This is a genomic window from Paludibacterium purpuratum (assembly GCF_004363805.1).
GTDB classification, from domain to species: Bacteria; Pseudomonadota; Gammaproteobacteria; order Burkholderiales; family Chromobacteriaceae; genus Paludibacterium; species Paludibacterium purpuratum.
This window is the reverse complement of sequence record NZ_SNZP01000012.1, coordinates 21,826-34,386: the sequence shown is the minus strand read 5'-3', so window position 1 is coordinate 34,386 and position 12,561 is coordinate 21,826. Positions and strand designations below refer to the sequence as shown.

Annotated in this window: 14 protein-coding genes; 10 read left to right on the top strand and 4 right to left on the bottom strand. The window is 61.1% G+C overall.

The annotated features are described in order from the left end of the window. The first annotated feature begins 26 nt into the window (after positions 1-26). Together nudC and DFP86_RS14370 are read left to right on the top strand one after the other, a co-directional pair. Positions 27-827 carry an NAD(+) diphosphatase gene (gene nudC / locus DFP86_RS14375; protein ID WP_133682441.1) on the top strand — a complete coding sequence of 267 codons (801 nt, stop codon included), beginning with the start codon at positions 27-29 and terminating at the stop codon, positions 825-827. Beyond that, positions 824-1,807 carry an FUSC family protein gene (locus DFP86_RS14370; RefSeq protein WP_133682439.1) on the top strand — a complete coding sequence of 328 codons (984 nt, stop codon included), beginning with the start codon at positions 824-826 and terminating at the stop codon, positions 1,805-1,807. The genes nudC and DFP86_RS14370 overlap by 4 nt, the downstream gene beginning before the upstream one ends. Positions 1,808-1,897: 90 nt before the next feature. Here DFP86_RS14370 and DFP86_RS14365 read toward each other — a convergent pair whose 3' ends face one another. Continuing rightward, on the bottom strand, positions 1,898-2,383 hold the full coding sequence (locus DFP86_RS14365; RefSeq protein ID WP_133682436.1) for a YajQ family cyclic di-GMP-binding protein: 486 nt from the start codon (positions 2,381-2,383) through the stop codon (positions 1,898-1,900). A gap of 153 nt (positions 2,384-2,536) precedes the next feature. Between DFP86_RS14365 and DFP86_RS14360 the strand changes: the two genes are divergently transcribed. Continuing rightward, complete coding sequence (locus DFP86_RS14360) at positions 2,537-3,088, top strand: thymidine kinase (RefSeq protein ID WP_133682434.1); 552 nt, start codon at positions 2,537-2,539, stop codon at positions 3,086-3,088. A gap of 48 nt (positions 3,089-3,136) precedes the next feature. Here the strand turns inward: DFP86_RS14360 and DFP86_RS14355 are convergent, their stop codons facing one another. Then, positions 3,137-4,654: a peptide MFS transporter gene (locus DFP86_RS14355; RefSeq protein WP_208108349.1), complete on the bottom strand. Its 1,518-nt coding sequence runs from the start codon at positions 4,652-4,654 to the stop codon at positions 3,137-3,139. Positions 4,655-4,869: 215 nt separating this feature from the next. Between DFP86_RS14355 and DFP86_RS14350 the strand changes: the two genes are divergently transcribed. Continuing rightward, positions 4,870-5,505, top strand: a complete 636-nt coding sequence (locus DFP86_RS14350; RefSeq protein WP_133682430.1) for a LysE family translocator — start codon at positions 4,870-4,872, stop codon at positions 5,503-5,505. A gap of 9 nt (positions 5,506-5,514) precedes the next feature. Here the strand turns inward: DFP86_RS14350 and DFP86_RS14345 are convergent, their stop codons facing one another. Then, complete coding sequence (locus tag DFP86_RS14345) at positions 5,515-5,742, bottom strand: hypothetical protein (protein ID WP_133682428.1); 228 nt, start codon at positions 5,740-5,742, stop codon at positions 5,515-5,517. A gap of 205 nt (positions 5,743-5,947) precedes the next feature. Between DFP86_RS14345 and DFP86_RS14340 the strand changes: the two genes are divergently transcribed. The 6 genes from DFP86_RS14340 to DFP86_RS14320 all read left to right on the top strand — a co-directional run bounded on the left by DFP86_RS14340 (position 5,948) and on the right by DFP86_RS14320 (position 11,769). Further along, positions 5,948-6,526: a LexA family protein gene (locus DFP86_RS14340; protein ID WP_133682426.1), complete on the top strand. Its 579-nt coding sequence runs from the start codon at positions 5,948-5,950 to the stop codon at positions 6,524-6,526. Between the two features lie 80 nt (positions 6,527-6,606). Beyond that, positions 6,607-6,753, top strand: a complete 147-nt coding sequence (locus DFP86_RS19360; protein WP_166642281.1) for a hypothetical protein — start codon at positions 6,607-6,609, stop codon at positions 6,751-6,753. A 331-nt stretch (positions 6,754-7,084) separates the two neighbouring features. Next, positions 7,085-9,001: a lytic transglycosylase domain-containing protein gene (locus tag DFP86_RS14335; protein ID WP_133682424.1), complete on the top strand. Its 1,917-nt coding sequence runs from the start codon at positions 7,085-7,087 to the stop codon at positions 8,999-9,001. Between the two features lie 14 nt (positions 9,002-9,015). After that, on the top strand, positions 9,016-10,239 hold the full coding sequence (locus DFP86_RS14330) for a multifunctional CCA addition/repair protein (protein WP_133682647.1): 1,224 nt from the start codon (positions 9,016-9,018) through the stop codon (positions 10,237-10,239). Positions 10,240-10,393: 154 nt separating this feature from the next. Further along, entirely contained in the window at positions 10,394-11,125 is a 732-nt protein-coding gene (locus DFP86_RS14325; RefSeq protein ID WP_133682422.1) for a helix-turn-helix transcriptional regulator, read from the top strand. Between the two features lie 62 nt (positions 11,126-11,187). Further along, positions 11,188-11,769, top strand: a complete 582-nt coding sequence (locus DFP86_RS14320) for a GNAT family N-acetyltransferase (protein WP_133682420.1) — start codon at positions 11,188-11,190, stop codon at positions 11,767-11,769. On the opposite strand, the gene DFP86_RS14315 is transcribed toward DFP86_RS14320, so the two are convergent. Next, entirely contained in the window at positions 11,751-12,545 is a 795-nt protein-coding gene (locus tag DFP86_RS14315) for a TrmH family RNA methyltransferase (protein ID WP_133682419.1), read from the bottom strand. The two genes, DFP86_RS14320 and DFP86_RS14315, sit on opposite strands and share 19 nt — an antisense overlap. Between the last annotated feature and the right edge of the window lie 16 nt (positions 12,546-12,561).

Below are 12,561 nucleotides of genomic sequence, written 5' to 3'. Positions count from 1 at the left end.
GCTTGAACAAAGGCGTGGAGAACCCGGTGGGCCTGACAATCGGAACACAACAGCAAGTCGGCGGCGCGGCGCTATGGATCATCTGGCACGAGGGGCAGGTTCTCACCGTCGACGGAAGGCTGCCCGCCTCGGCCGAGGGATTGACCTTAACGCATCGTCGGCACATCGGCGCCATCGATGGCCGCGACTGTTTCAGCGGCGAGTTGATCGGCCCGTCGCCGGCAAACGGCGAATGGCGCGCATTGCGCCCGCTGTTGGCCGAACTCGACGTCGCGCAACAGCAAGCGCTGTCGCGCGCGCGCCAACTACTCACCTTCGAACGCGAACACCGCTACTGCGGCGCTTGCGCCGCGCCGTTATTGCAGAACGATCACGATAGCGGCAAGCGTTGCCCGGGTTGCGGCACGCACGTCTACCCTCGACTGGCGCCGGCCATGATGGTGGCTGTAATGCGCGGCAGGCAATTGCTACTCGCCCGCGCGCCGCATTTCGCCCCAGGCGTCTATAGCGCGCTAGCCGGCTTCGTCGAACCCGGCGAAACCCTGGAGCAATGCGTGCACCGGGAGACCATGGAGGAAGTCGGCGTGCGCATCACCAATCTGCGTTATGTCGCTTCGCAATCGTGGCCATTTCCGCACTCGCTGATGCTGGCTTTCGTTGCAGACTATCTCGATGGCGAAATCGTGCCGCAAGCCGGCGAGATCGAAGACGCCCGCTGGTTCGATATCGATGCCCTACCCACGCTACCGCTACGCGCCAGCATCGCCTGGGCACTGATCCAACATGTCGTCGAGCAACACCGCCACGAGGATGCCGCAACGTCATGACGCTACGCCGACTCGTCAGCCACTGGATGCACCCGCGTTTCCGCTACAGTCAGCTGGCCACCATTCACGGCCTGCGTTTAGCGCTCGCTTTTCTGGCCGCCCGCTGGATCGGCGAGTTCATCAACGAGCCTCACGCCGTATGGATGACCGTCACCGTGGCTGTGGTCATGGGCAGCCTGCCGCACACCGGCAGCATCGTCGAAAAAGGCAAACAGCGCTTTCTAGGCACCACGCTGGGCGCGCTCGGCGGCTTTTTGGTGATCTTCCTGACACACCAGAGCCCGACGATGGCCGCGCTCGCCATTCTGGCCATCATCGGCTACAGCGGCTACTGGGCGGTACGCGGCGGCGGCTACATTGCGCTACTGACCTGCATTACGCTTGCCATCGTTTCCACCGACAGCGCTTTCGACATCGGATTGTGGCGCATGGTCAACGTCTACGCCGGCGTGGTACTGGCTATCGCGTTCGGCATGCTGTTTCCCGAACGGGCACGCGACCACTGGTATTTCATGTTGGAAGAAAGCCTGGAAGGATTGAATTGGCTATATCGGGAATTCGCGGCACGCGGCCAGTACGACAGCACCCTGGCAGAGGGGTTGAGCAAGCGGCACGGCAAGATGCGCGAACTGATCGTCGCCGCGGCGCGGGAGTCCGGCCTGACGACCAAGCAGCTCAAAGGCGCGCTCAGCCTGCTGCACCGGGTGCAGATTTCCATCGAATTTCTTGCCAGCGAAGCCGGCGACCCGGCGCGGGAGATTGGCGGCACGCAGGCAGATGAGATCAGGGTGATCGACGTATTGGGCCGACTTGCACAACGCTTCGATCTACCGATCGCAAAAGGGATTCCGGCCCTCTCCACACCGACCAATCCGCAGCAAGCATGGCTGATTGCCACGCTCGCGCGCCACTTGGAGGAATTGGAGATATCGCTCGACCAGTTGCTGCCGAAATTGCGCGGCGAGCAGGAGTTACTGTAGGGCGGGTTCGCCGAAGGCAACCCGCCAAGCCGAGGTTGATGCGTTGCTGCGCGAACGCATCCTACGCCGCTCCTGCAGCCGAACCGGGTTTTAATCGCGGAAGTTATTGAACTGCACCGGAAAATCGGTGATTTCCTTGCGGATCAGCGCGATGCATTCCTGCAAGATATCGCGCTTGGCGCCGCTGACGCGCACCGCTTCGCCCTGAATACTGGCTTGCAGCTTGAGCTTCGAGTCCTTGATCAAGCGCACAATCTTCTTCGATAGCTCGGTCTCGATCCCCTCGCGCACCGTAATCGCCTGCTTGACCTTATTGCCGCTGACTTTTTCCAGTTTGCCATGATCCAGGCAGCGCACGTCCACGCCGCGCTTGGACAGCTTGCCCAGCAAAATATCCTTGACCTGGTCTAGCTGAAACTCAGCGTCGGCGAACAGCGTCAGCACCTTCTCACTCACCTCGATGCGCGCATCGCTGCCCTTGAAATCGTAACGGGTGGACACCTCTTTATTGGACTGATCCACGGCGTTGCGGACTTCCACTTGATTGACTTCGGAAACAATATCGAATGACGGCATATAAAATCACTTGGAGGATATTCAGTAAACCCTGAAATTCTAGTGTCGCGCGCCCGACTTGTCACTGTTCGCACCAATGTTCGACTGGTTTGGCGCCGTGCGCTTTGTTACCATGGCGCCGCATCGAGCACGAACCCATCAAGGAGCAAGTCGTTGGCAAGTCTTTACTTTAGGTATTCGGCGATGAATGCCGGCAAATCCACTTACCTATTGCAGGTCGCCCATAACTACAACGAAAACGGCCGCGATGTCGCCCTATTCACATCCAGCCTCTACATGCAAGACGGCGTCGGCGTCATTTCCTCGCGCATCGGACTCAAGCGCGAGGTGCCGACCTACGACGAAAGCACCGACTTCTTTGCGCTGCTCGAGCAGACCGATGCGGCTTGCGTCTTGATCGACGAAGCGCAATTCCTCACGCCCGCGCAAGTTCGGCAGTTGCATCGCTGCGCACACCTGCACAACGTGCCCGTCATGTGTTTCGGCATCCGCTCCGACTTCAGGGGGGAGCCCTTCCCGGGCTCGGCCGCACTCCTGGTATTGGCCGACCATCTCGAAGAGATCAAGACCATCTGCCGCTGCGGTAAGAAGGCGACCATGAATATTCGCACCACCGCGCAAGGCGAGCGCATCCGCGAAGGCGAGCAAATACAGATCGAGTCGAGCATCTATCGCCAGGTATGTGCCCGCTGCTTTTACGACTGAACGAAACAAGGCCGCCCCCCAACCTCGGGGCAGCGGCCTCGTGACTCCTTACTCGGCCTGTTCGGCGAGGGCCAACCCTTCGGCCGGTCGCTCTCCCGAGAGCTGCGCTTCGCCGATCAGCTTGCGCAAGAAGGGAATCAACAGCAGCAGCACGACACCCGTCGCCACCGACCCCCAACCGAGTTGATTGAAGACCGAACTGAAACCGGGGTTGGTCGCAACCGGGGTCGAACCGACGTTTTGCGGCATCAGGCCGGAGATATAGCCGGCCAACACCGAAGCCACACCGGTCACCATCATCCAGCAACCCATCATCACCCCTTGATAGCGCGCGGGGGCCAGCTTGCCGATCATTGCGTAGCCGATCGGCGAAATCAGCAATTCGCCGATACTTTGAAGCAGATAGCTCAGCGCGATCCACTTGAAGGCAACCAGACCATCGGCGCCCGCCAGCGAGATGCCGATCGGCAGCACCAGCATCCCAAGCCCCATGCAGAACAGGGAGGCGGCGAACTGAGCCGGAATATCGATGGCGCGGCCGCGGCTACGCATACGATTGAACAACCAGGCCATCAACGGGCCGCCCACAACGATCACCAGGGTATTGATGTTCTGGATCCATTGCGGCGCCACCTGCCAGCCCCACACGTTCAGATTGATATTATGTTCGGAGAACAGCATCAGCCCCATCGGCGCCAACTGATACAACGACCAAAACACCAAGGAACCCAGCGCCAGAATCAGATAAGCGGCCATGCGCTTCTTTTCGCCGCGATGCGGGTGCCGCAACGTCAGCATCGTCAACCAAGCCAGCACCACCAGACCTAGCACAATCACCGACGAACTGGTCAGTTCGGTATGGGTCAGCAATACGCGGATCACCGGCACCAACAGCACCAGCACCGATAGACCGACCAGCATGCGTAGATAGAACGGGCGACCGCGATGCGTCTTGAGCGGCGTACTGATGTCCGCCAGGGTGCGCCAGCACAACAGCGAAATCAGGATGGCCAACACGTTGCCGATAGTGGCGAACAGGAATAGCGAATGATAGTCGCCAGATAGTTGGTAATAACCGGCAACGGTAAAACCAAGGAAGAAGCCCAGGTTCATGCCGGCGTAATTCCACAGAAAGGCGCTTTCGCGACGCTCGTCATCCGGCGCAAAGCGCTGGGTCAGCATCATGTTCAGACAAGTAACGTTCAGACCGCTGCCGGTCAAGAACATCGCCAAGCCCCAATACAAACCGAGCACACCCATCTCGGCGATCAGATAGCAGCCGAACACCTGCAGCACCATCCCCAAAATGAACAGGTTGCGGTTGCTCAAAAAACGCCCGCCGAGGTAACCGCCGAACATGTGCAAGCCGTAATTGAACGCGCCGAACACGCCCATCATGGCATTGGCGCTACTTTCGTTGAAACCCAGCCGTTTGGTGGCATACAGCACCAGTGTGGAATACAGCACGGCAAAGCCGAGTGTGGCGAAGATCTGAATAAAAAATAGCGCGACCGACCCGCCCGTAGCGGCGGACGGCGATGATTGACTTTGAGGGGAGGCGTTCACGATATGACCTATCTCCATCTTAGCAATGAGGTATGCATATAAATACCAAAGCATGAAACTTTATGCCATGTTTTTTTCAAAACACCACAAATAAATGCCGCATTGTCCGACAATCGACACGAATCAGCCGGCAGGGGACATGCGCGCCCCGATACCGGGCTTGCCAACAGTAGCCCTTGTCGCAAAAACTGGTCGTTTGCTTTCAGGAGGATCAAATGCCCGTCACCCTCGACCAACTGCTCGCCTTTCTGGCCACTTCGGTTCTCATTACCCTGGCGCCAGGGCCCGACAACCTCGCGGTATTGAGTCTGGGCATTGCCAATGGGCGCAAGCCAGGCATGCTATTCGGCCTCGGCTGTGCGCTGGGCTGCCTCAACCACACGGTGCTGGCGGCACTGGGTGTCGGCGCCTTGATTGCCGCCAGCCCCACTGCCTTCACCCTGCTCAAGCTTGCCGGGGGTGCCTATTTGATCTATCTCGGCGTACAGGCCCTGCGCAGCGGCGGCGCACGCTTCGAGTCCGGCGCCCCGTCGCCCTCCCAACCTTGGCGCCGATATTTGGTCCGCGGCGTACTGGCCTCGGCCATCAACCCCAAGGTCGTCCTGTTCTTCCTGGCCTTTTTGCCGCAGTTCGTCGACATGAAGCGTGGGCACGTCGGCCTGCAAATCGCCGTGCTTGGCACGCTATTCGCCATGCAGGGAGCCGTGCTGTTCGGCGTGCTCGGTTACTTTTCCGGGATGGTGGGGCAAGCGCTGAAGAAAAAACCCGGCATCGGCCAATGGCTGGACCGCCTGGCCGGCAGCGTATTCATTCTGCTAGGAGCGAAGCTGGCGCTGTCGCAGGGAAAATGAGGCAGACGATCAGGCGGCTGGCGATGCCGGCAGCTTGAATTTGCGCGCCACGCGCAGATGGATCAGACGCACCGCATCGTCAAGCGCCGTTCTGAACTCGGCGTTCATTTCAGCGTAGGTCGTGGTATGACCGCAGTCGCGGCAACGCAGCTCATCATGCTCATCGGGGGAGGCTGAGCCCTCGATGTCCAGCGAACAGCATTTGGGGCAGATCAGCAGAGGGGCGACATCGGACATGACAGGCTCTCAGGGCGGGACAGCAATGTTCTGATTGTAGGCCGCAGCCAGATCATGTCAATCGCCCCACCCCCGCCCCGCCAGCAAGCCATTGAAAAAAAATAAATATTCCCGAGTAGTGATGCACGCACGCAACAATGGCAAGCAGTAAACTTGTTCTTGCCTGTGATTGTGTACATAATCAAAAAAACATTGAGGAGCGCTCATGTCACAAGGTGGGAAACGCGAAGGTGCCGGCCGAAAACCCCGCTTCGGCGCCGACAAAACGGTCGCCATGCGCGTACCGGAGCCGTTAAAGCCCCTGCTGGATCAATGGCTGGCAGACTACCGTGCGTTGCGCACGGTCCAAAACAGCCAAGCGGAAGATTTTCGCACGCTGGGCCACCAGCTATCCGCGATATCGCTACCGCTGTTCGCCAGCCGCGTACCCGCGGGCGCACCGGTGCCGGCAGACGATCTGCGCGAAGCCGACGTCGACCTGAACACCTTGCTCGTGCGTCGACCCGACTCGACCTTCATGGTCACCGTCAAGGGCGAATCCATGCGCGACGCGGCCATTCTCGACGGCGATATGCTGCTGGTCGACAGCTCGCTCGAACCGCGTAACGGCAAGATCGTCGTGGCGGTACTCAACGGCGAGCTAACGGTCAAACGACTGGAAAAGACATCCACAGGCATTCGGCTCATGCCTGAAAATCCGGATTTTTCTCCGATCGAAGTCCCAGAGGAGGCGTCGTTCTTCATCTGGGGCGTGGTGACGCGCGTCATCCATCAAGTGGAGTAAGTGCGGAGCCCCGGCTTTGCCGACGACCTGGGAGCCTGCCCGTCCGCATCGGCCATGGCGGACAAAACAAGGAGAACAAGATGCAAACAAACGAGCAACTCATCAAGATCAAGTTCCTGGACTGGCGCCGCCTGCCACGCGCTTTTCGCAGCGTCGTCGCCGGCCAGCCGCAAGTACTGGTATCGCGCACGGGTCGCAACTTCTTTGTCCCGGTCGAATTCGTCTAACTCGAACGCCCGACCGCATCGTTTCACCCTTCCTTAACGGTCGCTAGGCGCAGCGATTCAACCTTGCTGCGCCAACCTACCCTCCCCAGCCAAGTGCCGTACACTGCCACGGCGCCGTTGCCTGCCATGCGGCCTGGCTAGTCTGCCAGTCGAATTGCCGGCGATTACCGCCAAGCGCCACGTGATAGATATTTATAATAAAGGCCGCGCACTTGCTGCCTTGCCGGCAAGCAGCCAGTAGAATAAGAGCAAAACCACGCCGATCACGCAGGCGGCGCGCTCCTCGGAAAGCGGCGCAGTCGCCTCCCTCCGCTCAAGGATTACTAGACGCATGACTGTTTTTACCCGCTGTTTTCGCCCTACCGTACTCGCCCTGGTGCTTTCCGCCCCGGCGTTGGCTTGGGCATCCGCCCAGGACACCCTAATCGCGGCACTTGACGCCTACCGTGCCAACGACGTCACTCGACTCGCGCAACTCGCCGACAGCATGCCAGCCGACCCCTTGCGGCGCTATCCCGCCTACTGGCTCACGCTCAAGGCGCTCGATCGCGACGACGATGCGCAAGTCACACAATTTCTTGCTCAAGGCGAGCCCAGCCTGCTGAATGAACGAGTTCGGCGCGAATGGCTGAAAAAATTGGCCAAGCGTCAAAACTGGGGGACGTTCGAAAGCGAATGGAGCAAACTGCCGGCCGAGAGCCGCGACGAAGAGACCCAGTGCTATGGCGACCTGTTATCGCTACGCCAAGGACGCGCGCCGGACAACCTCGACCGCTTGCTCGAAGGTCGCGCATTGCCCGATGGTTGCAACGCCTTGATCAACGCGGCGGCGGCTCGCGGCATCATCAGTCGCGACTGGTTGTGGCAACGGCTACGTCAGTTGCTCGCCGGCAATTACACGACTCAGGCGCGCCAGCTCGCGGCCGCCAACGACCTAACCTTCAATCCGGCTCTCCTCAACAGCCCGGCTCGCGCCGATCTGAATACCCGTCAGGGGCAAGAGGCCATGCTGTATGCCGTTGAAATGAAGGCGCGCAGCAATTTGTCGCAAGCCGCGCAAACCCTGCAAAGCGTCGAAACCACGGTCGGAAAATCCGCTTCGGGCTACGGCTGGGGACAATTGGCTTTGCTAGCGGCGCGCAAACAGCAAATGGGCGATGCGCTGCAATGGTTCGCCAAGGCCGATCGCGCGCAACTGAACAATGACCAGTGGGAATGGTGGACACGCGCGGCCTTGCGGCAGGAGCAATGGGACACCGTGCAGTCGGTGATACAGGCCATGCCCGCCGCGCTGGCGGCCAAGCCCGCTTGGCAGTATTGGCTGGCGCGCTCGTTGCGTGCACAAAACCACGTCAACGAAGCCAATCTACTGCTCGTCAAAGCGAGCCTCGATCGCGGCTACTATGGATTGCTGGCGCTGGACGAATTGGGCACCACACTCACCGCGATGCCGGATCGTGTCACGCCGAGCGATCAAGATAGCGCCACCATGAAAGCCGACCCGGCCGTGGAAAGGGCGCTCGCGCTCCACGACATTGCCCAGAGCGCGAGAAAGCCAGAGTTGCGCACCGATGCCCAGGCGGAGTGGCGCTGGGCCATGCGCGGCCGCAGCGACATGCAACTTTTGGCGGCCTCGGAAATCGCACGCCAGGCCGGCTTCTACGACATGGCCATCTATAGCGCCGAACGCACCAAGACTCAGCACGATTTTTCCTTGCGCTACCTGACGCCCTATCGCGAAATCACGCAGCGCTACGCCAAGCAAATCGGCATCGACGACGCATGGGTCTACGGCCTCATCCGCCAGGAGAGCCGCTTCATCACGGTGGCGCGCTCCAGCGCCGGCGCCTCCGGCCTGATGCAGCTCATGCCAAACACCGCGCGCTGGGTCGCCAAGAAAATGGGGCTGGGCAACGCCCCGGCGGTCGGCGACATCGACACTAACATCCAGCTCGGCACCTGGTATATGAAATACATTCTGACCTCGCTGTCCGGCAACCCCGTGCTCGCCACCGCCGGCTATAACGCCGGCCCCAACCGAGCCCGTGCCTGGCAGGGCAGCGCGCCGATAGAGGGCACGATCTACGCCGAGACCATTCCTTTCGGCGAGACGCGCGACTATGTGCAAAAAGTGATGACCAACGCCACTTATTACGGCACCGCCATGGGCAACGGCCACCAGTCGCTCAAAGCCCGCATGGGCACCATCCCGGCGCGCGGCGGCCAAACGACCGAGATGGCACCATGATCTTTCCATCGGCGATTCGCGCCTACATCGTCGGCGGCGCCGTGCGCGATACGCTACTGGGCCGCACGCCGGGCGACCGCGACTGGGTGGTGGTCGGGGCCACCCCGCAGGCCATGCAGGATCTCGGCTTCAAGCCGGTCGGCAAAGACTTCCCGGTCTTCCTGCATCCGCAGACCCATGAGGAGTACGCACTCGCCCGTACCGAGCGCAAAACCGCCCCCGGTTACCACGGCTTCGCATTCCATGCCGCGCCGGATGTCACGCTGGAACAGGATCTGTCGCGGCGCGACTTGACCATCAATGCCATGGCCATGGACGAACAAGGACGGATCGTCGACCCGTTCGGCGGACAAGCCGACTTGGCCGCGGGCATCCTGCGTCACGTCAGCCCGGCTTTTGCCGAGGATCCGGTGCGTATCCTGCGCGTCGCCCGCTTTGCCGCTCGTTTCGGCTTTACGCTGGCAGCGGAGACCTTGCAACTGATGCGCGACATGGCCGACAACGGCGAAGTCGACGCGCTGGTCGCCGAGCGCGTCTGGCAGGAGATGGCGCGCGCGCTGATGGAAGAGAAACCGTCGGGGTTTTTCCTGACGCTACGCGCCTGTGGCGCACAAGCGCGCATTCTGCCGGAAATCGATGCCTTGTTCGGCGTGCCGCAACGCGCCGACTATCACCCCGAGGTCGATACCGGCGTGCACGTCATGCTGGCGCTCGATTATGCCGCGGCCTGCGGCCATCCGCTCGCCACCCGCTTCGCCGTGCTTGCCCACGACTTGGGCAAGGCATTGACCCCGGCCGACATTTTGCCGCGCCACATCGGCCACGAACCCCGTGGCGAAGCGCCGCTCATCGAATTGTGCGAGCGTTTGCGCGTCCCGGCCGACTGCCGCGATCTGGCGCGCATGACCGTCCTGCAACACACCAAGGTTCATTGCGCCGGCGAATTGCGCCCGGCCACGACGCTCAAACTATTCAAGGACTGCGATGCGATGCGCCGCCCCGAACGCTTCCAGCAGATGCTCGATGCCTGCCTCTGCGATTCGCGCGGACGCACCGGGCACGAATCGGAGCCCTACCCACAGGCCGACTGGCTGCGCGCCATGCTGACCGCCGCCCGCTCCCTTGACGCCGGCGCATTGGCGGCCGGCACCGCCGACAAGCATCGCCTGCCCGAAATCATCGACCAAGCCCGCATCGCGCTGATTGCCGACTGGCGCAAAACCCACCTGCCGACCTGATTTTTCAAAGCAGCCGATTCTTCCTACCCCCGAATCGGCTGAGCCCCACCCCTCACCACGACTCGACCGACAAACCTCGAGCCGCGTCTCCTTATCGAACCCCGATGCCCGTGCGTGCGCACAGGTCATCACCGCCCAACCAAGGAGACGTCGAATGGATTCGCCCATCACCCCGCAACTGAAACATCTGGTCGATACCTTGCCCGGCTTTTGGTACTGCAAGGATGTGCAGTCCACCTACCTCTACATCAATCAACATGATGCGGAACTGCTCGGACTTCAACACAAAGAAGAATTCGTCGGCCAAACCGACTTGGATCTACCCTGCGGCGCGGCGGAAAGCGCGCATTTATTCCGTGCGCAGGATCGCGAGGTTATCCATAGCGGACAGATATTGCGCATGCTGGATATCCATCGCTACGGCGGCAACCAGTGGCGTGCGCTACTCACTTGCAAGGCACCGCTGCGCGATCAGGATCAAAACATCATCGGCGTCATTGGCCATGGGCAAGAGCTGGACTCTCATGAACTCTTGGAGCTCGGCGTGCTGCTGGGGAAAATCGCCGATAGCCCCGTGAGCGGCAACAACTTGCTCACCTCCCGCACCAGCTACATCATCGGCCACCCGGGCCATGGCCCCAAACTCACTCAGCGCCAGCAGGAGATTCTGTTCTTGCTGCTACGCGGGCGCTCCGCCCGGCTGATCGGTCGCGCGCTCGGCATCTCCACGCGCACCGTCGAGTGGCATGTAGGCATGCTCAAGGAGAAATTCGCCGCATTGAGCAAAAGCGAACTGATCGACAAAGCCATTGAGCAAGGCTTCCTGAACAACCTACCGCCCGGGCTGTGCAAGCGCTCGCTGTCGCTCATCCTGCGAGACGCTTGAGGATTTGCCAGAACAGCCCCCCTTTCGTATGCTGGCACAGTGCCGTTCTGGAGATCCTTGCCGTGTTCCACACCTCTGCTCGTCGCTATGCGGAAACGTCGCGCCTGATTCTGCGCGCCTGGCAATCGAGCGACCTGGCGGCTTTTCGGGCCTTGAACGGCGATGCGCTGGTCATGGCCCATTTCCCTGCCAAGCTAGCCCCCCAACAGAGCGACGCGCTGGCCGAGCGGCTACAGCAACGCATTGTCGAGCAGGGATGGGGTTTCTGGGCACTGGAGCGCAAGCACAGCGGAGAGTTCATCGGCTTTTGCGGCCTGAATCGGCCGCAGTGGCAGGCCGCTTTCACGCCCTGCGTGGAAATCGGCTGGCGCCTGGCACGACCGTACTGGCGCCAGGGCTACGCGCGCGAGGCGGCGCGAGCGGCGCTGGCATTAGGTTTTACACAGTTGGCACTGGCTGAAATCGTCGCCTTCACTGTGCCCGGCAATGTGCGTTCGCTAGCCGTCATGCAGGCCATCGGTATGCGGCGCGATATCGACGGCGATTTTCTACACCCGCAATTGCCGCCGGAACACCCTCTGGCACGCCACGTCCTCTATCGACTCGCAGCCGGCGATTGGCGCGCTCAGACTTCTTCTAGCTGACGCACCCGTTCGAATAGGCACAAGGTGGCCGCCATCGCCACATTCAACGACTCGGCGTAGCCGGGCATCGGGATGCGCACCCGCGCATCGGCGGCATCGTGCAAGCCTGGCGACACGCCGCTGCCCTCGTTGCCAAAGACAAAGGCCACCGGCCCCGTCAAATCCTGCCGATAGAGCGAACGGTCGCCGGTCAGGCTCGTCACCAAGCGCACCCCCTTGAAATCGCCCAGCACATGCGACAAGTCGGCCTGCTCATGCAACGACAAGTGGAAATGCGCACCCATACCGGCGCGCAGTACCTTGGGGGCGTAGACATCGACACATCCGGTGCTGAGATACACCTGCGTCACGCCGGCCGCCGCCGCAGAGCGCAGGATCGTGCCCATATTGCCCGGGTCTTGAATGTCTTCCAGCAAAATACGCGATTGCTCCGGCGGAGCCGGCTGCGGCGCGGGCCGCCGGCAAACAGCCAGCACCTCCGGCGCCGTCGCCAGCGCGCTGACCCGGGCAAACAACCCTTCATCCAGCTCGAACACCGACGCCTCGGCGGGCAGCGCCCGGATCAAGTCCGCCACTTCCGCCTTGTCGCGCGCCTGTCGATTGACGAACAGCTGACCACAATCCAAACCCGCGGCCAGCGCGCTTTGCGCCACATGAATGCCCTCGACCACCAAGAGCCCCTGCTTGCGCCGCTCGCGACCCTGCTCAAGCAAACGGACTAGTTGCTTGAATGTGTCGTTATGGGAAGAAGAAATCTGCTTGATGGACGGCTGCATGTCAGGGACTCTCTGA